At 37.1% G+C, this 17,699-nt stretch carries 27 protein-coding genes; all 27 read left to right on the forward strand.

Features of this window, described 5'->3' with window-relative positions; all coding sequences use genetic code 11:
* The first annotated feature begins 4 nt into the window (after positions 1-4).
* The 27 genes from V7122_RS02470 to V7122_RS02600 all read left to right on the forward strand — a co-directional run bounded on the left by V7122_RS02470 (position 5) and on the right by V7122_RS02600 (position 17,693).
* Positions 5-1,444, forward strand: a complete 1,440-nt coding sequence (locus V7122_RS02470; protein ID WP_335525712.1) for a phage portal protein — start codon at positions 5-7, stop codon at positions 1,442-1,444.
* A 22-nt stretch (positions 1,445-1,466) separates the two neighbouring features.
* Positions 1,467-2,456, forward strand: coding sequence for a minor capsid protein (locus V7122_RS02475; protein ID WP_335525713.1), 990 nt, complete (start codon positions 1,467-1,469; stop codon positions 2,454-2,456).
* A gap of 95 nt (positions 2,457-2,551) precedes the next feature.
* Complete coding sequence (locus V7122_RS02480) at positions 2,552-3,151, forward strand: phage scaffolding protein (protein WP_335354957.1); 600 nt, start codon at positions 2,552-2,554, stop codon at positions 3,149-3,151.
* A 14-nt stretch (positions 3,152-3,165) separates the two neighbouring features.
* The gene (locus V7122_RS02485; RefSeq protein ID WP_335525714.1) at positions 3,166-3,525 is read left to right on the forward strand and encodes a hypothetical protein; all 360 of its coding nucleotides are present in this window, start codon (positions 3,166-3,168) and stop codon (positions 3,523-3,525) included.
* 16 nt (positions 3,526-3,541) lie between these two features.
* Positions 3,542-4,591 carry a major capsid protein gene (locus V7122_RS02490; RefSeq protein ID WP_335343948.1) on the forward strand — a complete coding sequence of 350 codons (1,050 nt, stop codon included), beginning with the start codon at positions 3,542-3,544 and terminating at the stop codon, positions 4,589-4,591.
* 44 nt (positions 4,592-4,635) lie between these two features.
* Entirely contained in the window at positions 4,636-4,806 is a 171-nt protein-coding gene (locus tag V7122_RS02495) for a DUF7210 family protein (protein WP_335343949.1), read from the forward strand.
* A gap of 2 nt (positions 4,807-4,808) precedes the next feature.
* A complete protein-coding gene (locus V7122_RS02500; RefSeq protein WP_335343950.1) occupies positions 4,809-5,162 on the forward strand; it encodes a hypothetical protein in 354 nt (117 codons plus the stop codon).
* Positions 5,163-5,522: a hypothetical protein gene (locus tag V7122_RS02505; RefSeq protein ID WP_335525715.1), complete on the forward strand. Its 360-nt coding sequence runs from the start codon at positions 5,163-5,165 to the stop codon at positions 5,520-5,522.
* The gene (locus V7122_RS02510) at positions 5,522-6,073 is read left to right on the forward strand and encodes an HK97 gp10 family phage protein (RefSeq protein WP_335354953.1); all 552 of its coding nucleotides are present in this window, start codon (positions 5,522-5,524) and stop codon (positions 6,071-6,073) included. Before V7122_RS02505 ends, V7122_RS02510 begins: the two co-directional genes overlap by 1 nt.
* Positions 6,060-6,482 (forward strand): phage tail terminator family protein, encoded by a 423-nt coding sequence (locus tag V7122_RS02515; RefSeq protein ID WP_335525716.1) that lies wholly within the window; start codon positions 6,060-6,062, stop codon positions 6,480-6,482. Before V7122_RS02510 ends, V7122_RS02515 begins: the two co-directional genes overlap by 14 nt.
* A 4-nt stretch (positions 6,483-6,486) precedes the next feature.
* Positions 6,487-6,684, forward strand: a complete 198-nt coding sequence (locus V7122_RS02520) for a hypothetical protein (RefSeq protein WP_335343954.1) — start codon at positions 6,487-6,489, stop codon at positions 6,682-6,684.
* A gap of 86 nt (positions 6,685-6,770) precedes the next feature.
* Positions 6,771-8,006 carry a phage tail sheath family protein gene (locus V7122_RS02525; protein ID WP_335525717.1) on the forward strand — a complete coding sequence of 412 codons (1,236 nt, stop codon included), beginning with the start codon at positions 6,771-6,773 and terminating at the stop codon, positions 8,004-8,006.
* Between the two features lie 13 nt (positions 8,007-8,019).
* Positions 8,020-8,493 (forward strand): phage tail tube protein, encoded by a 474-nt coding sequence (locus tag V7122_RS02530; protein WP_335343956.1) that lies wholly within the window; start codon positions 8,020-8,022, stop codon positions 8,491-8,493.
* 56 nt (positions 8,494-8,549) lie between these two features.
* Positions 8,550-8,978, forward strand: a complete 429-nt coding sequence (locus V7122_RS02535) for a phage tail assembly chaperone (RefSeq protein ID WP_335343957.1) — start codon at positions 8,550-8,552, stop codon at positions 8,976-8,978.
* 299 nt (positions 8,979-9,277) lie between these two features.
* Positions 9,278-9,622, forward strand: coding sequence for a hypothetical protein (locus V7122_RS02540; protein ID WP_335525718.1), 345 nt, complete (start codon positions 9,278-9,280; stop codon positions 9,620-9,622).
* A gap of 1 nt (position 9,623) precedes the next feature.
* Complete coding sequence (locus V7122_RS02545; protein ID WP_335343959.1) at positions 9,624-10,037, forward strand: hypothetical protein; 414 nt, start codon at positions 9,624-9,626, stop codon at positions 10,035-10,037.
* 168 nt (positions 10,038-10,205) lie between these two features.
* The gene (locus V7122_RS02550) at positions 10,206-12,215 is read left to right on the forward strand and encodes a tape measure protein (protein ID WP_335525719.1); all 2,010 of its coding nucleotides are present in this window, start codon (positions 10,206-10,208) and stop codon (positions 12,213-12,215) included.
* Positions 12,216-12,899, forward strand: a complete 684-nt coding sequence (locus tag V7122_RS02555; RefSeq protein WP_335525720.1) for a LysM peptidoglycan-binding domain-containing protein — start codon at positions 12,216-12,218, stop codon at positions 12,897-12,899.
* Positions 12,896-13,852 carry an XkdQ/YqbQ family protein gene (locus tag V7122_RS02560; protein ID WP_335525721.1) on the forward strand — a complete coding sequence of 319 codons (957 nt, stop codon included), beginning with the start codon at positions 12,896-12,898 and terminating at the stop codon, positions 13,850-13,852. Before V7122_RS02555 ends, V7122_RS02560 begins: the two co-directional genes overlap by 4 nt.
* 1 nt (position 13,853) lies before the next feature.
* The gene (locus tag V7122_RS02565) at positions 13,854-14,207 is read left to right on the forward strand and encodes a DUF2577 domain-containing protein (RefSeq protein WP_335525759.1); all 354 of its coding nucleotides are present in this window, start codon (positions 13,854-13,856) and stop codon (positions 14,205-14,207) included.
* Positions 14,204-14,608, forward strand: coding sequence for a DUF2634 domain-containing protein (locus V7122_RS02570; protein WP_335525722.1), 405 nt, complete (start codon positions 14,204-14,206; stop codon positions 14,606-14,608). The genes V7122_RS02565 and V7122_RS02570 overlap by 4 nt, the downstream gene beginning before the upstream one ends.
* A complete protein-coding gene (locus tag V7122_RS02575) occupies positions 14,608-15,699 on the forward strand; it encodes a baseplate J/gp47 family protein (RefSeq protein ID WP_335525723.1) in 1,092 nt (363 codons plus the stop codon). The genes V7122_RS02570 and V7122_RS02575 overlap by 1 nt, the downstream gene beginning before the upstream one ends.
* Positions 15,692-16,240, forward strand: coding sequence for a putative phage tail protein (locus V7122_RS02580; protein WP_335525724.1), 549 nt, complete (start codon positions 15,692-15,694; stop codon positions 16,238-16,240). Before V7122_RS02575 ends, V7122_RS02580 begins: the two co-directional genes overlap by 8 nt.
* Positions 16,240-17,160, forward strand: coding sequence for a hypothetical protein (locus tag V7122_RS02585; protein ID WP_335525725.1), 921 nt, complete (start codon positions 16,240-16,242; stop codon positions 17,158-17,160). Before V7122_RS02580 ends, V7122_RS02585 begins: the two co-directional genes overlap by 1 nt.
* Positions 17,160-17,381, forward strand: coding sequence for a hypothetical protein (locus tag V7122_RS02590; protein WP_335525726.1), 222 nt, complete (start codon positions 17,160-17,162; stop codon positions 17,379-17,381). The genes V7122_RS02585 and V7122_RS02590 overlap by 1 nt, the downstream gene beginning before the upstream one ends.
* Entirely contained in the window at positions 17,381-17,515 is a 135-nt protein-coding gene (locus V7122_RS02595) for a hypothetical protein (protein WP_335525727.1), read from the forward strand. Before V7122_RS02590 ends, V7122_RS02595 begins: the two co-directional genes overlap by 1 nt.
* A gap of 34 nt (positions 17,516-17,549) precedes the next feature.
* On the forward strand, positions 17,550-17,693 hold the full coding sequence (locus tag V7122_RS02600; protein WP_335525728.1) for a hypothetical protein: 144 nt from the start codon (positions 17,550-17,552) through the stop codon (positions 17,691-17,693).
* Positions 17,694-17,699: the final 6 nt, after the last annotated feature.

Here is a 17,699-nt window from a genome sequence, read left to right on the forward strand (position 1 = left end):
CTCAATGCTAATAGAGGACTTGTTTCGTGCCCCATGGCATGAACAGATGAAAGGGGTGATACAAGCAATGGTGGACAGTGTGATTTCTGATGAAGCGATACTGCTGCTCGAGATTAAAGAATGGGAAAATAGCGAAACTCGAAAAAACATGCTAATAGGTGAGCGCTATTATAAAAACAAAGTCGATATCCGAGATAAGAAGCAAAAAATCTCTTGGAAATCTAATCAAAAACTAGCACACGCATTTACAAGAAAATTAGTAGACCAAAAGGTCGGATACTTATTATCTAAAGAGCCAACATTTGGAACTGAGAATAAAGCATATCGTGAAATAATAAAAAACACCTTTGACCGTGGACTACTAAGAAAAATTAAGAACATCGGAAAAGAAGCAATCAATAAAGGGATTGCTTATCTATATCCATATATTAATGAGCAGGGTGCGCTATCTTTCATGAAATTCCCATCTGAACAAATCATCCCGTTTTGGGGCGATAGTGAGCATATGGAGGTAATCTCGTTTCTGCGAGTCTATGAGACTAGTTTTTATGAGGATGGAAAGAAGAAAAAACAAAAGAAGGTAGAGTACTATCATCCAGCCGGCATAAGTTTCTATATTCTAGAAGCTGGCGGGTTAATTTCTGATGTACCTGCAGGAGTGGAGCAGAATTATCACTTTCTCATTGACGGAGAACCGTACTTGTGGGAAAAGACTCCTCTAATACACTTCAAGTATAACGAAGAAGAACAGCCGTTAATTGATATCATTAAGTCGCTCGTAGACAATTACAATTTACAAGCTTCTACAAATGCGGATTTACTAGCTGATATCCCAAAATTTATTTATAAACTCATCAACTACGGCGGTGTGGATCTTGCGGAATTCCTTTCTGATTTAAACGAATACATGGCAGTAAAGTTAGATCAAGACGGCGATGTAGACAAGCTGCAAGCAGAAATTCAAACTGAAGCTGTAGAAAAGGAAATTGAACGTAACCGTAAAGCTATTTATGAGTTTGGGCGCGGTGTTGATACTCAAGACGATGTGCTTGGAAATGCTTCTGGAGTAGCATTACGTTATCGTTATACAGATTTAGACCTAGACTGTAATATTCTTGAATCTGAATTCCAGTCGAGTATTGAGCACATGTTGTGGTTCGTTGATAGGTATCTACTAATGACTGGGCAAGGTAATTTCATTGATGAGTCTATTAATATCATTTTTAATAAAGATATTATCATTGTTGAATCAGAGGCTATCCAAGATTGTCAAAATTCAGTTGGGATTCTTGATGATAAAACAATCCGCGAAAATCATCCTTGGTATAACGAGGAAGTGGAGCAGCGCCTTGAGGAGCAAATGCAAAAAGAAATGGATAATTACGATAATTACATGTCTACTTTCAAGAAAAAGCATGGTGGTCTAGATGGCCAAGAGTCGTGATTACTGGCGCACGCGTTTTGAGTTGTTGCTTAATGCGGAGTTAAATAGAAGCGAAACGTATCTCATCGATATGGAAAAAGCTTATATTCAAACGATGTCTGAGATCGAAAAGGATATAGCCAAATGGTATGGTCGCTTTGCTGCAAATAATGAAATATCACTGACTGAAGCAAAACGTCTTTTAAAATCAGATGAGTTAAAAGAATTTAGATGGACAGTTGAAGAATACATTAAATATGGTGAAAAGAATGCAATCAATCAAGTCTGGATGAAGCAGCTTGAAAACGCTTCTGCTCGGGTTCATATTAGCCGTTTAGAAAGCTTGCAGATACAACTACAACAACATGTCGAAAAGCTGTATGGAGGTCAAATAGAAGCCGTTGAACGCTTGATGAAAGAAACATATCAAAGCACTTTTCTTCATACAGCATTCGAAATTCAAAGTACTTTCGGTATTGGTTTTACAATGCACGCTATCGATGAAACGAAATTAACTAAAATCATTAGCAAACCATGGACGGTAGATGGACAGACATTCAGTGATAAAATTTGGCGCGATAAGCAGCTATTGGTCAATACACTGCATACAGAACTAACTCAGTCGATTGCCAGAGGACAAGCTCCAGATAAAGTAATTACCACAATATCAAAGAAACTAAATACATCCCGATCTAACGCTGCACGTCTTGTCATGACAGAATCAGCGTTTTTTAGTGCTTCAGCTCAAAAGGAAACATTTGGTGAGTTAGATGTGGAACGTTATGAGATTGTTGCAACGCTAGATAGTAAGACAAGCGATATATGCCAGTTAATGGATGGGAAAGTGTTTAAAATGAGTGAGTTTGAGCCTGGTGTGACGGCTAATCCATTTCATCCTTACTGCCGAACTACTACAGTTCCCTATTTTGAAGATGATTATAGCCAACGGATTGCGCGAGGCAGGGATGGCAAGGTTTATTACATTGATAGCAAGATTAAATTCCCTGAATGGGAAAAGAGGTTTGTTGCATAACATTCGTCTTTTTCGAGCTTGTAGACGTTAAAGAATAAGCTTTTATTACCTAACAGGGCGTTGCCTGTAAAACACGAATTAGGAGGCAGATAAGCATGAATAAGGAACAATTAATTGCATTAGGTTTAACAGAAGAGCAAGCGGATAAGGTGGTCAGTGGTTTCGGTCAAATGGTACCGAAATCACGTTTGGACGATAAAATAACAGAATTAAATGAAGCAAAGAAAGAAATTACAACACGTGATACACAACTTGAGGAACTGAAGAAAGTGGATGCTGCAGGTCTTCAAACGAAAATTACCGAACTGCAACAAGCTAATGAAACAACAAAAACTGAGTATGAGGGTAAATTAAAAGAAACTCAACTGACTGGAGCTCTTAAACTAGCCCTTGCTGGTAAGGTCCATGATGCGGATTTGGTATCTGGTCTTATAGACAAAACCAAAATTGAATTAGGTACGGACGGAAACGTCACTAAAGGGCTTGATGAGCAGATTAAAGAACTGCAAACATCGAAGTCCTTTTTATTTGTTACAGAAACTAACATACCAGGAATAAAAGGAGCTACTCCACCAGGGGGAGATCCCAATGCTGGGAATAATGGAAATGCTAATAGCTTTGGAAAAAAACTTGCTGAAGAAGCAGCAAAAAGCAATACAGGCTTAGAAGAAGCTCGTAAATCTTACTTTGAATAAGGAGGAAAAAATCAATGAGTAAATTTGTTGAAACAACATTCACTAATAAAAAAGGAATTGTAAAGTTTCTTGATCATTACGTCAACCTTACTGTTACGGTGAGTGATGCTGGTGTAACGGCGAATGCAGAGGGCAAAAAGATCGTCCCAGCAGGCACTATTGTAGGTGGGGGATTTTTAGCAAGTGAATCTGTACTGGCCGTTAAAAAGAATGATGCTGGAGCAGAAGGTGTCCTTTTTAATGATGTAGATGTCACTTATGGGCCAGCTCCGGGTGCAGCTATGATTCATGGCTTTGTTGCTCTAGATAAATTGCCAGAAGCACCTGCAGCGGAAGCGATTACCGCACTAAAGCAAATCACATTTTTGAAATAAGAGAGGAATGATATAAATGCCAACAATTTTTGATTTAGTAAACGCCAAAGAAATTGCTACTTATTTTGAAAATAATCCATCCAACAAGATCCCTTACCTAGGATCTACGCTTTTTCCGGCGAAGAAGCAGTTAGGATTAGATCTATCTTGGATTAAAGGCTCAAATGGGTTACCGGTTGCTCTTATGCCGTCTGAATTCGATACAAAAGCGACTGTTCGTGATCGAATTGGATTTAGCAAGATTCAAACGGAAATGCCATTTTTCAGGGAGTCAATGAGAATTGGGGAAAAGGACCGTCAAGAGTTAAATAGACTTCTCGCATCTAATCTTGAAGAAGCCTACAAAACCATTGTAAATAATATCTATGATGATGTGACAACCTTGGTCAACGGTGCTGCAGTTCAGCCTGAACGAATGATCATGCAACTTCTGTCAACGGGTAAAATAGCAGTTACAGCCAATCGAGTAAACCTTGATTATGATTACAAAATGAAGGATGACCATAAAGAAACCTTGACTGCTGGGGCAGAATGGAGCTCACCGGATTCTACACCAATTCAAGATATTTTAACTTGGATGGATACCGTGGAAGATAACACTGGTGTTCGCCCAACAAATGCTATTATGACAAGAAAAACACTTGGCTATCTATTAGACCATAAGAGCATACGTTTAGATATGAACCCACTTGGTGGCCAGAATGTCATTATGACAGAGTCTATGCTTAAACAGTACTTAACTACTAAACTAGGTCTCAAAGTTGCCGTTTACAACAAAAAGTATCGTGCAGAAAATGGATCTCTTAACAATTTCTATCCGGATGATCATTTTACTCTCATCCCTGATGGTAAGTTGGGACAAACATATTACGGTACAACTCCAGAGGAATCTGATTTAATGACGGGAGCAACAAAAGCTGAGGTAAATATTGTTAACACTGGTGTAGCAATTACATCAATTAAAGAAGAACACCCTGTTAACGTAATGACCGTAGTTTCCGAGATTGTCCTACCAAGCTTTGAAACTATCGATAATATCTTTATTGCAAAAGTAGCAGGTAACTAAGGAGAGGGAAACCTCTCCTTGTTTCTTTGAAAGGGGTGTTCTAAGTGTCCGAAAAGAAAACAACTAAAAAACAAGAGCTATATAAAATTACTTTAATAAAAAATGTTAAACATAATGACTTGCGTTATAAAAAAGGTGAGAAGACTGAAGTTTCCGCAGAAGATTATGAAGTCTTTTTAAAGGCGGAGGTTATTGCTGCTGGAGATGATGATTAACTATGGATGTATTAGAAATCGTTAAAGCAAAGGTACCAGCAGAAAAACTTCCGGATGATACGTTGTTGGCTATGTACGTTAAAGAGGTAAGGCAAGCAGTCCTAATACACTGTAACCGCAATGATATTCCGCCTGAACTCTCTTTTGTTCATGCCAATATGGTTGTTGATTTGATCAGCGAGGAAAATCGTAGAATAGATCCTGAGAACTCAAAAGTTGCTACTTCAATTCAAGAGGGAGATACTCGAGTGGAACTTGGTAACGTGAGGACATCTGCCAGTGAAATGTCCACTCAAAAAGTTATATACAATTATCAATCTCAATTAAATCGTTTTAGAAAATTGAGGTGGAAATAAGTGAATGCGGTTAGAAAAGCCATTGAAAGCCAGTACCATGGTATTTGTACCGTTAAAGAGTATCAGTCGGTAAAAGACCCGATTACTCATATAACAAGTAAAAAAGAGGTAGTTGTCCTTGAAAATCAACTTTGCAAGCTATCATTTGAAAAGCAAACAGCAGCTACTAATACAAGTGCTCCTGCAGTCATTGCACAGTCTACAAAACTATTTGTTGCTCCCGAAATTGAAATCAAGCCCGGATCAAAGATTATCGTCACTCAAAATAGTAGGACAACTGAATACTCTCGAAGCGGAGAGCCTGCAGTTTATACCAATCATCAAGAAATCATGCTCGAATTGTTTAGAGGGTATGCTTGATGGCTAGTTGGGGCAGTGTGAATTTCGAGCAATTAAAACGGCTACAGAAAAGAATGCAACAGTTGGAACGTGTTGAATATGAAAAGTTTTGTGAAGAGTGTTCAAAAGAACTAGCAGCAAGATTATTAGCGAAGGTTATTCGAAGGACACCTGTTGGACTTTACAGCAAAGAGGTCAACTTTGTTACAAAAGATGGGAAACAAGTGTCCTTTACCGCTAGTACTGAAAAAATAGGTGGAACACTTAGACGTGGATGGACAACGAAAACACATCAAGAAGCTGAAGCTAGTAGCAAAGGCAAGAACGCAAAAGCTTTTGCAGACTCATTGAAAGTGACCAAGCAAGGGAATTTGTATATATTAGAAGTCATTAATCCAGTGGAATATGCTTCATATGTTGAATTTGGACATAGGACAAGAAATAAAAAAGGCTGGGTAAAAGGTCGCTTTATGATGACGATTTCTGCTGATGAAGTGGAGCGCCAAGCGCCAAAAATAATCGAAAAGAAACTTAAGAAGTTGTTAGGAGAGGCTTTTGATGGAGATCAATGATATCATCACTGCTATTTCCATTAAACTTCACGAGGCCTTTGGAGATAGCTATGAAAAATATGTTGATGATGTTCCGCAGGGGTTTAAGACTCCTGCTTTTTTTATTCAATTTTTATCCCTAGAGCATATTAGGCAGATTGGCAATAGACGGAGGGTGACGACTCTATTCAACGTTCAATATTTTCCCTCTAGCGGTGCGTCAGAGAGCGCAAATATGACTTTGAAGGTACAACAATCTTTAAAGGAAATAACGCTGTTAAACGGCTCGGTAATGCTTGGTACAGGTGCAAATAGTGAGATTGTTGATGGCGTAGCTCACAACTTTATTCATTTCAACTTCTTTCTCCAAGAACAAGAAGAAAAAACATTCATGGGCTCATTAGAACAACGCTCTAAAAAGAAAGGGTGAGGATATGGCTACCAATAAGGAAAAAGCAGTTGCAGGTGCCGAAGACTCAGAAATTAAATTTTCTAAATCACAAATCGTCAAAAGTAAAAGATATGCAGTTAGACGCGATGCATTAAACGCATTGCTAAAAGATGACAAGAAATATTCATTTTCTGAAGTAGAAAAGATTTTGGATAAATTTGATAAAGGAGGCAAGAAGTAATGGCATTAGGTGGCGGAACGTTCTTAACTCAAAACAAAGTACTTCCAGGTACTTATCATAATTTCATTAGTAAGGCTCGTGCGTTTGTGAATCTTAGTAATCGTGGTTACGTCGGCTTACCGATTGTCCTTGATTGGGGTGTAGACGGTGATGTTTTCACAGTCACTCAAGAGGATTTACAGAAGAGTTCTCGTAAAATCTTTGGTTACGATTATACTGATCCCAAATTAAAAGGAATTCGTGATGTATTTAAAAATGCTATCACTGTGTATTTTTATAGACTTGTAGTTGGTGCAGCGGCAGCTACTAATACTTTTGCAATTGCAAAATACAAAGGTGTTCGTGGAAACGATATTAAAATTGTCATTCATGCGAACGTAGACGAACCAACAAAATTTGATGTACAAACACTTTTGGACAACGTATTAGTGGACGAGCAAACAGCTGTTACTGATGCTAAAGGACTCACCGAAAATGATTATGTAATGTTTAAATCAGATGCAACACTTGCTGAAACTGCTGGAACAGCATTAACTGGTGGTTCAAACGGCAGCGCTGTTACTGGCGGTGCACACCAAGAAGCATTGGATTCATTAGAAGCGTATGGATTTAATACGATTGGCTGCCTATCATCAGAGCCTACAATTAAATCGCTGTACGTTGAGTATACAAAACGGTTACGTGATCAAGTGGGTGCAAAATTACAAATCGTTGGACATAAGCTAGGAGCTGCTGATCACGAGGGAATTATCGATGTACAGAACGATGCTAATGGTACTGATGAGGAAATCTTTGGTGCCGTTTATTGGACAGTTGGAGCTCAGGCTGGTGTAGCTGTAAATAAATCAAATACAAACAAAAAATATGATGGTGAACACACACTTGTTATGAGTGAAACCATGACCCAACCACAGCTTACTGCTTTACTTAAGGCAGGGAAATATGTTTTCCATCGTGTTGGAGATGAAATTCGTGTTCTTGAAGATGTGAATACATTCACTTCATTTACACCGGTTAAAAACGAGGATTTTAGCATGAATCAAGTCATTCGTGTATTAGATCAAATCGCAATTGATACAGCAACACTATTTAACACGCGCTACCTAGGTAAAGTTCCAAATGACCAAAGTGGGCGTGTTTCTTTATGGGGTGACATTGTGACACATCGTAGAGAATTGCAAGGTATTAGAGCTATTCAAAATTTTGATCCAGAGCAAGTTGTAGTTGAACAAGGAAACTCAAAAAAATCTGTTGTTGTAGATGAAGTGATTGAGCCTACAGTGGCTATGTCACAACTCTATATTACAACTACAATAGCGTAAGGGAGGTATCTCAATGAATGAAACAATGCATGCTAAAGATTCAGTTCATGGTGCACAAGGCGAAGCTTTTGTAACCATTGCAGGCAATCGCTATAAATTTGCGAATGTTATCAACTTAGAAGCTCGATATGAGAAATCCAAAACGAAAGTCCCTATTATGGGTCAAGTTTCGAAAGGAAACAAATCAGCAGGAGGAGAAGGAACTGGATCAGCAACATTTCATTACAACACTACTATTTTCAGAGAATTACTTTATCGATATCAAGAAACTGGTGAGGACATTTACTTCGATATTCAAGTAACGAATGAGGATGCTTCCTCAGATGTAGGTCGACAAACTACCATTTTGAAAGACTGCAATATGGATGGAGGTATTGTAGCCCTGATTGATGCGGATGCAGAATATCTCGAGGATTCATTCGACTTTACTTTTGAACGCTTTGAATTCCCAGAGAAATTCTCTATTTTACAGGCAATGCAATCCTAATTTAGAGCTCATTTCTGTGAGCTATTTTAATTAAAATTAAAGGAATGGTGATATAAATGAGTAGTTTACAAGCATTTTTCGCGCAAAATGTAGAGAAAGCAACGATGAAAGAAGTTTTTGTTTCTAATAGATTCAAAGGGGAAGACGGGAACCCAATCAAATGGAAGATAGCACCGGTCACTGCAGATGAAGATGCAGCGTATCGTAAAAGTGCTACAAAACGAGTACCTATTCCTGGTAAGAAGAATATCTATCAACCTGAAACAGATTATGATCTTTATGTTTTGAAGTTGACTACTGCTTGTGTCAAATTCCCTGACCTTAATAACTCCGAACTTCAAAATAGCTACGGTGTTATGGGGGCTGAAAATTTGCTTAAAAAGATGCTCCTTCCAGGTGAATATGCAGAATTAACTAAGTTTATCCAAGAGGTAAACAACTTTGATGTTACTATGGAAGAGTTGGTGGAAGAGGCAAAAAACTAATTGAAGACGGTGACTCAGAAGCAAATGTCGTTCATTATTGTTTGCATAAGCTTCGAAAGTGGCCGTCTGAATATCTCAATTTGCCAAAAGAGGAAAAAGCCTTTGTTATAGCTTCAGTTCAAATAAAAATTGACTCAGAGAAAAAGCAACAAAAAGAAGCTGAGCGAATAAGAAACAAAGGTAAAGGAAAAAGAAGGAAAAGATAGTTGAAGCTCAGCTTTTTTGATGTTCGAATCTAGCAATTAGTATAGATATCCTCCTTCCCTTTCTGTATATTTATGGTTAGGGAGGGATTGTCTATGGCTAAAAATAAAGTTATTGCTGGAGATTATGAAGGAAATAAAGTGACCATCTTTCTAGGTAGTCCAAGTATTGCATTGAATTTATCCAAATCAATACCACTAGACAAGACGACTGTGGAATCTTATGAGTTAGTTACTGAAGAACATCGTAAAAGCGCTGTTAGTGGTATCGCAAGAGGGTTAGTAGGGGGCGCCTTGTTAGGGCCAGTTGGTTTATTAGCCGGTTTATCTGCAAAAAATAAGGGGACTCATCTATTAGCTATTGAATTTAAAAATGAGAAGAAAAGTCTGATTGAAATAGATGAAAAAATTTATAGAGCCTTTATTAAGAAAATGTTTTAACATGATAAAAAGACTATTTTCAGTAATATTTAAAAAAGAATTCCCGAAAAATAATCCTATTAATGAAAATGGAAAAATTTCTTCTTATTACATTCACCTAATAAGGGATATAGAGGACAGCAAATATTGTTCTATTTCTGATAATGAAGAAATTTTCATAAAAAATCTTCTTATTAAATTGAATCAAAGCAATGAACATGGAGCATTAAAATTAAGAAGAATGAGTGATAAGGCGATTGATTTTTCCTATAACGGTTTCCCTATAGGAAGAATTAAAATGCATGGAAATAATACGTGGATGCAAATTCTATTAAGTTTGTATGATTTTAAACAAATAGAAAATGTTAGCCTAGAAGAATATATTGAGAACATCGATTTATGGATCAAATATATTAAAAAGGTTAAAAATATATAGACACGAAGAGAGTACATCTACACGATGTATTCTTTTTTTGTTTAAAAGGGCGGTGATTTTGTGGCTACTATCAGAACAGTAGTACAAGTACAAGACAACATGTCTCGTGCTTTTCAATCAATGAATAACGCCATGAACATTGTCATCAATAGTTTTGAGCAATTACAAATGCAATCAAGTAACGCTGTTGATACGGCAAGTATACAAGCAGCTAGACAGCAATTAGCTCTAGCAGAAAACTCTTTTAATCAAATCGAACAACAAATTCATCAAGCTAATAACCAGCAACAACAGCTGAATAATAGTATTAATCAAGGCTCATCTGCTGCTAGTGGATTTTTATCAAAGTTGGTTGCGATTGTTGGTACGTACCTTTCCCTTCAGGCTGGGAAATCGATAATCGAACTGTCGGATCAAATGACCAACATTACTGCGCGCTTAAAAATGGTAAATGACGGATTACAAACTACAGCTGAATTACAACAAATGATATTTGATAGTGCTCAGCGTTCATACGGATCTTATGCGGATACAGCAGATTTAGTTGGGAAACTGAGCATGAATGCTAAAGATGCTTTCGGTTCCAATAGAGAAGCCATTGCTTTTGCTGAATTGTTAAATAAACAGTATAGCATTGCTGGAACAAATGCCGATGGTGTAAAGAATGCAACAATACAATTAACACAAGCACTAGGCAGTGGAGTATTACGAGGACAGGAATTAAACAGTATTTTTCAACATGCTCCTAATATTATTCAAAATATTGCAGATTACTTAGAAATTCCAATAGGGAAAATTCGAGAATTATCAGCAGATGGAAAACTGTCGGCAGATGTAATAAAGCAAGCCATGTTCGCGGCAGCAGATCAAATAAACAAGGACTTTGCATCAATGCCTTTGACCTTTGAGCAAATATGGACCAGTTTTAAAAACGAAGCGTTATGGGCCTTTCAGCCAGTTCTTCAAAAATTAAATGAAATAGCAAACAATGAAAAGTTTCAAAGTGTAATAAACAGCACAGTTAATTCATTGCATATACTTTCAAACATTGCATTATCCACTCTTTCAGTTCTAATGTCCATCGGTGGATTTGTTTATGATACTTGGTCATATGCAGAACCAGCCATAGTTGCAGCAACAATTGCGTTAGTAGCATATGGAATAGCGCTTCTATGGATAAACCGTCAACAAATTATTGCTGCAGCTCTAACTGCAACAGCAACTATTAGAAAATGGGCTTATGTAGCTGCAACAATTGTTTCAACGGCAGCTACTTACGGGTTGACTGCGGCTATGGCTGCACTTAGTGTCGCTATTGCTGCTAATCCTATTGCCTGGTTAATAGGTGCGATTGTTGTATTAATCCTAATTGTTTATGGTGCTGTAGCTGCGGTAAATCACTTCGCTGGAACTTCATACAGTGCCACAGGTATTATCGCAGGTGCCTTTGCAGTTTTAGGTGCTTTCATTTGGAATACAGTAGTTGGTGTAATCAATGCAATTATTCAAATCTTATGGACAAATTTTGCAGAGCCTTGGATAGGGATAATTGAATGGGTTTTGAATGTTTTCAATGGTGGCTTCAACAGTTTTGGTGATGCTGTTGCAAATTTACTAGGACAAATAATTTCATGGTTTTTATCTCTTGGAAAAGTAGTTACTAATATAATAGATTCTATTTTTGGAACAAATTGGACTGCAGGTCTTTCTTCCCTACAAGACAGCGTACTTGCTTGGGGCAAAAATGATAGCGCAATAACCCTTAGTAGAAATGCACCAGCTATCAAATCAAGGATTGAGTATAGCGGAGCTTGGGATGCTGGGTACAATTGGGGTTCCAATTTATTTTCTGGGGATAAAAATAACCCTACATCTACCATGAAAGATGCTCTATCTGGATTAGAAGGCATAAAAAGCGCGGTTAACGAAACAGGAAAAGAAACAGCTGGAAACACTAAAAAGATGGCAGATTCGATGGAAATGGCAGAAGAAGATTTAAAATATCTTCGTGATCTAGCTGAGAGAGATGTAATTAATAGATTTACGACTGCCGAGGTTAAAGTTGATATGACCAACCATAATACGGTTAACTCTGATCTTGATCTAGATGGAATTATTGATAAATTTGGAGAAAAACTTGAGGAAACTTTAGATGTAATTGCGGAAGGAGCAAATTAGATGGCATATAACTTCTTTATAGACGATGTACAGCTTCCGGTTGCTCCTTCTAGCTTAGAAACAAAGATTAGAAATAAAAATACAACAATTACCTTAATAAATGAGGGTGAGGTTAATATGCTGAAAAAAGCAGGATTGACTGAACTTTCTTTTGATTTATTACTACCAAATTCGAAGTACCCATTCGCCGTTTACCCTGATGGTTATCAACCAGCTAGCTTTTATTTAGATAAGCTTGAAAAACTAAAGGTTGATAATAAACCCTTTCAATTTATCGTCTCTCGATTAAAGCCGAGTGACGATTTATTATTCGATACAAATATGAAGGTATCTTTGGAAGAGTATTCAATTAAAGAAAATGCAGATCAGGGATTTGATGTAGTTGTTACAATTCTTTTAAAACAGTATCGGGAGTACGGTACTAAGGTTATTGAAATTAAAAAGCCAAGTGCTTCTACGGCGGCCGCAAGTGCTAAGCCAGTTGCAAAAACTACTAAGCCAAGGCCAACAACAAATGCTCCGCCTCCCCCTAAGTCTCACAAAGTTGTTAAAGGTGATACATTATGGGCTTTATGCAAGAAGTATTATGGAAAAGCAACTAAAGATATGACTGATAAGTTAGCTGCTAAAAACGGTATTAAGAATCCTAATCTTATTTATCCTGGGCAGGTGATTAAATTTTGATTGAATTAATCATCCAAAATGGTGAGAAATTTATGGAGCCTGCTGTGGAAGAAGGAATAGTTTGGGAGACAACTAGAAAAGGTGCACCTGGTAAGTTGACCTTTAGTGTATTAAAGGATGTAGCGTTAAACTTTGAAGAAGGCAACGCTGTTCGTTTAAAAAAGGATGGAAAGAATATCTTTTATGGATTTGTTTTTACTAAAAAACGTTCCAAAGAGGGCTTAATAAATGTGACGGCCTATGACCAACTACGCTATTTAAAAAACAAAGATACTTATGTTTACACTAACAAAACAGCATCAGAATTTATTAAAATGGTGGCTGCTGATTTCCGTTTGAACACTGGAACCATTCAGGATACTGGATACAAGATTCCCAGTCGAGTAGAGGATAATAAAGAGCTTTTCGACATGTTTCAGAATGCGCTAGATCTTACAATGGATAATACGAAGAAAATGTATATCCTATATGATAACTTCGGGAAATTGACTCTCAGAGACCTTGAGAAGATGAAACTAGACGTGCTCATTGACGAGGAAACAGGCGAAAGTTTTGACTACACTTCATCGATTGATTCTAATACTTACAACAAAATTAAGCTTTCCTATGAAAATGAGAAAACTGGAAAGCGAGAAATTTTTATTGCTCAAGACAATAACAATATTAATAATTGGGGAATGCTACAACACTTTGGAACCATTAAGGAATCAACGAATGGGAAGATCAAAGCAGATGTACTGTTGTCACTTTACAATCGAAAAACTAGAAATCTAAGCATGAAAAAAGCATTTGGTAATATTTATGTTCGTGGCGGCAATATGGTCGTTGTGAGGCTAGATCTTGATGATATTAAAGTAATGAACTATATGCTTGTAAATAGTGTTAAGCACACCTTTAAGGAAAGTGAACATTTCATGGATCTCTCTTTAATTGGAGGTGATTTTGTTGCGTGATATGAATGACATTGTAATATCAATTAAAAAGGCAGCTAGAGAAGCAATTGATGCTGCAGATCCGACCACCATTCAATTCGGCCATGTAACAAGCACATCTCCATTAAAAATACTGGTTGAGCAAAAGAAAGAATTAACAACTGCTCAATTGATTCTGACAAGAAATGTTCGAGATTTCGAGATTGAGATGACAGTAAATCATGTAACAGAAGTTGCTGAGGCTCATACTCATGAATATAAAGGTCGAAAAAAGTTTATAGTCCATAATGCTCTAAAAGTTGGGGACACAGTAATGTTGGTTAAAATGCAAGGTGGTCAAAAATATATTGTGTTAGATAAAGAGGTGGTTAAATGATTCCTCAAGTGAATGACGGATTAATTTCAGACTTTGATGAGGCGGCATTACCACCAACCAAAAATTATAAATTGTATATGGATAAAAATCGCTGTGTAGGCTTCGTTAATGAAATTGAAGCTTTGAAACAAGCGATTTTTTTAATGCTTAATATTGAAAGATATGAACACATTATATATTCATGGAATTTTGGTGTGGAGTTTAAAGACTTATTTGGCAAGCCAACTGCCTATGTATTACCTGAAATAAAGAGACGAATTACTGAATGCCTTACTCAGGATGATCGTATTAATGCTGTTGATAGCTTTGTTTTTGTAGTGAAAAAGAAAAAGGTACATGTCACATTTACGGTTCATAGCATTTATGGTGAATTTACAGGGGAGAAAGAGGTGGAATATTGATGGCCGAACCTCTAAATTTGGATATTTCTTATGAAGATTTAATGACTCAGAAGCTCGCTGGAGTTGATCCGACACTTGATACACGAGAAGGAACATCTTTAATCTATAATGCTACCGCAGCGAATAGTATAGAAACTGTTCAAATGTTGGCTACTATTCAAGCAAATAATGACCGAGTTTTTGCTGATACTGCTCCTAGAGAGGATTTAATTCGTATTGCGATGGAACGAGGACTGAAACCTTTCCCAGCAACAAAGGCAAAATGGAAAGGTGTATTTAATATTGATGTACCAATCAGCTCTCGCTTCAGTTTAGATGAATTAAATTATGTCGTAATTGAACGTACGGCACAGGGGGAATTCACTCTTGAATGTGAAACTTATGGAAATATCGGAAATTTATTTTCAGGTCCTTTAATTCCAATTGAATATATTGACGGGCTAACAAATGCTGAACTAACAGAATTGTTAATACCAGCTAGAGGTGAAGAGGATACTGAAGCATTCAGAGAACGTTACTTTAATTCATTTGAATCTGTCGCATACGGTGGTAATCGTGCTGACTATAAACAAAAAGTCGGTGAGTTAGATGGTGTTGGGGGTGTGCGTGTCTATCGCGCTAAGTATGGCGCTAGTACAGTAGGTCTTACAATTATCAACTCCTTATTTGGAAAGCCTACACAAACGCTAATCGATGCTATTCAAGAGAGAGTGGATCCGTTAGGTATGCAAGGTGAAGGTGTAGGGATTGCACCTATTGACCATATTGTTACAATTTCGGGAGTGAATAATACGGTCATTGGAATCGTATTAAATATCACTTATCAAGACGGTTGGACTTGGCCTGACATTGAAGCAAATGTGCAATCCACCATAGATAACTATTTTAAAGAGCTTGCAGAAGAGTGGGCAAAATCAATTGATTATGATGGCGATCACTCGGGGGTAGTCGTTCGTATTAGCCAAATCGAAACCAGATTGCTAGGAGTACCAGGTGTACTTGATATAGCTAACACTTTACTTAATGGTGGAGCATCAAACATTCAACTAGATAAGGAGTCCATTCCGGTAAGGGGTGTTTTAGTTGCCTAGAGAAGTAGATATACTAAGCTATTTACCGTCAGTTTTGCATGAAATTAAAGAGTTAGTTGAAATTGCAAATGTAGAAAACAAACTGTTAGATGCTACATGGCAAGCAATTGAGGATAGCTTTAATAATCGGTTTATATTGTCAGCTACTGAAGAAGGGTTAGCACGAAGGGAAAAAATGCTAAAAATAAAAGTGCCTGCAACGGACTCAATTGAAACGAGAAGATTCCGTTTATTAACCCGTTATCAAGAGCAAGCACCTTACACATATCGAGTTTTAAAACAGCTACTCGATAGTTTACTTGGTGAAGGGCAATATGAGTTGAAACGAGATGTAGCCAATAAAACACTAACTGTAAAAATTGAACTGACTGTAAAAGGGCAATTTGATGCAGTTGTTATCATGTTGGAGCGTATCACACCCCAAAACATTGTTCTGACAGTTGAACTTCGATATAACCAGAATTCTAAATTAGCCAAATATACCCACACTCAATTAGCAGCATTTAAACATAGGCACTTAAGGGAAGAGGTGTTGAACTAATGCCTACTAAGACAACGAATTTTAACTTAATAAAGCCTGGTCAAGATGAGTTTTATAATGTTAATGATCAAAATGCAAATATGGACACCATTGATGAAGCCTTAAAGACATTACAAGAAGCCATAAGTTCTGGTGCTACTGAACAGGAATTAGAGCAAATACGTCAAGATATTGCTACGCATTTGGCGGAAAAAGCGTCACCTACAAAATTAGGTCATGTAAAAGCAGAGACAGATGAAGAAGGGAATCTAATTCTACCTGAAATGTCTGCTTCAAATGTAACTACGATAAGTGGAGGAAATGTTCAAACGGAGATTGATAATTTAAAGCAATATGGAAATGACGGTAAGAACTTGTTGGAAACCACGCTCATTTCCAAAAAAGCTAAGGTTTCCAAAGTTGGAGAATACGCTACTTTTACAGAGTTAGACACCGCGATAAAACAATTACGTGATGCAGCCACAATTACCTATTTCTACAATGAAGGTGACGAAAAAGAGACATTGACAGGCGGATGGGTTACGGGCTATTCATTGGGTACTGGAACACAAAGCAAGCAGGCAAATCATCTATTTATAGATGCGGATAAATACACTTCAAATAATAACGAAAGAACATACGTTACTAATTTAGCAATCGACCTTAGTAATATAAAAAACCTATTTTTCGATGCTGAAAAATTTTCGGGACATCAATCCATATTCACTGTGTCGAAAAACAAAACTACTTCGTGGAGTGATAATTCGGGAATAGTAGCATCTTTAGGTGTTTCAGCTCCTTCTGATCCCCGTAAGGTGTTTTCACTAGATGTAGGGTCTTTGTCGGGCAACTACTATATTAAATTATCATCTGCATCTTCATCTGCAGTTGCTAGTGGAGACGCAATCACAAAAGTGTATAGAGTTTGGGGTGAGGAGTAATGACGTATGAAAAGATTGTACAACAAATAATTGATGCAGGTAATAATCCTAATGACTTCACCATTACTATTTTAGTTAATGGCTATAAAGTTGAGCCAAGAGCAAGTTATGAACCACGACAAATTGCTAAAGAAGAAGATGAACAAGTTCGTCTTGAAATGGCGAGAGGAAATGCAGAATTATTTGAAACCATGCTGATGATGAATGGCGGTGGAATGTGATGTTTAAAATAAATAGTAATATCGTAAAAGATTATGTACTACTTATTCAAAATGGTGAAAAAACAATTGCGGATGTTCCTGACTTTCAAAACTTACGTAAGGTTGTTTCGGATGTATTGGCTCAGTCTAATTAAATTACAAATTCTACTAATAAAGGAGTTTTTTAAAATGACATTTACTAAAAAATCACAAATCGCTATCTCGTATTCTATTCTTATCCTTGCTGGTGAAATCACACTTGAACAAGTGCCGAATGTTGGGAATTTGCGAGAAGTTGTTGTATCCATCTTAACTGGTGAAGAAGTAGTTTAATGACGC

The sequence above is a fragment of the Bacillus sp. JJ1532 genome, assembly GCF_036965085.1.
Taxonomy (GTDB): domain Bacteria; phylum Bacillota; class Bacilli; order Bacillales; family Cytobacillaceae; genus Cytobacillus.

Excerpts from the sequence above, each read along its gene's own strand:
- V7122_RS02500 (WP_335343950.1), top strand. The coding sequence starts at position 4,809 with ATGGATGTATTAGAAATCGTTAAAGCAAAGGTACCAGCAGAAAAACTT.
- V7122_RS02515 (WP_335525716.1), top strand. The coding sequence starts at position 6,060 with ATGGAGATCAATGATATCATCACTGCTATTTCCATTAAACTTCACGAG.
- V7122_RS02530 (WP_335343956.1), top strand. The coding sequence starts at position 8,020 with ATGAATGAAACAATGCATGCTAAAGATTCAGTTCATGGTGCACAAGGC.
- V7122_RS02510 (WP_335354953.1), top strand. The coding sequence starts at position 5,522 with ATGGCTAGTTGGGGCAGTGTGAATTTCGAGCAATTAAAACGGCTACAG.
- V7122_RS02545 (WP_335343959.1), top strand. The coding sequence starts at position 9,624 with ATGATAAAAAGACTATTTTCAGTAATATTTAAAAAAGAATTCCCGAAA.
- V7122_RS02590 (WP_335525726.1), top strand. The coding sequence starts at position 17,160 with ATGACGTATGAAAAGATTGTACAACAAATAATTGATGCAGGTAATAAT.
- V7122_RS02565 (WP_335525759.1), top strand. The coding sequence starts at position 13,854 with ATGAATGACATTGTAATATCAATTAAAAAGGCAGCTAGAGAAGCAATT.
- V7122_RS02600 (WP_335525728.1), top strand. The coding sequence starts at position 17,550 with ATGACATTTACTAAAAAATCACAAATCGCTATCTCGTATTCTATTCTT.
- V7122_RS02520 (WP_335343954.1), top strand. The coding sequence starts at position 6,487 with ATGGCTACCAATAAGGAAAAAGCAGTTGCAGGTGCCGAAGACTCAGAA.
- V7122_RS02540 (WP_335525718.1), top strand. The coding sequence starts at position 9,278 with ATGGCTAAAAATAAAGTTATTGCTGGAGATTATGAAGGAAATAAAGTG.
- V7122_RS02585 (WP_335525725.1), top strand. The coding sequence starts at position 16,240 with ATGCCTACTAAGACAACGAATTTTAACTTAATAAAGCCTGGTCAAGAT.
- V7122_RS02480 (WP_335354957.1), top strand. The coding sequence starts at position 2,552 with ATGAATAAGGAACAATTAATTGCATTAGGTTTAACAGAAGAGCAAGCG.
- V7122_RS02595 (WP_335525727.1), top strand. The coding sequence starts at position 17,381 with ATGTTTAAAATAAATAGTAATATCGTAAAAGATTATGTACTACTTATT.
- V7122_RS02550 (WP_335525719.1), top strand. The coding sequence starts at position 10,206 with ATGCAATCAAGTAACGCTGTTGATACGGCAAGTATACAAGCAGCTAGA.
- V7122_RS02490 (WP_335343948.1), top strand. The coding sequence starts at position 3,542 with ATGCCAACAATTTTTGATTTAGTAAACGCCAAAGAAATTGCTACTTAT.
- V7122_RS02485 (WP_335525714.1), top strand. The coding sequence starts at position 3,166 with ATGAGTAAATTTGTTGAAACAACATTCACTAATAAAAAAGGAATTGTA.
- V7122_RS02570 (WP_335525722.1), top strand. The coding sequence starts at position 14,204 with ATGATTCCTCAAGTGAATGACGGATTAATTTCAGACTTTGATGAGGCG.
- V7122_RS02470 (WP_335525712.1), top strand. The coding sequence starts at position 5 with ATGCTAATAGAGGACTTGTTTCGTGCCCCATGGCATGAACAGATGAAA.
- V7122_RS02575 (WP_335525723.1), top strand. The coding sequence starts at position 14,608 with ATGGCCGAACCTCTAAATTTGGATATTTCTTATGAAGATTTAATGACT.
- V7122_RS02535 (WP_335343957.1), top strand. The coding sequence starts at position 8,550 with ATGAGTAGTTTACAAGCATTTTTCGCGCAAAATGTAGAGAAAGCAACG.
- V7122_RS02555 (WP_335525720.1), top strand. The coding sequence starts at position 12,216 with ATGGCATATAACTTCTTTATAGACGATGTACAGCTTCCGGTTGCTCCT.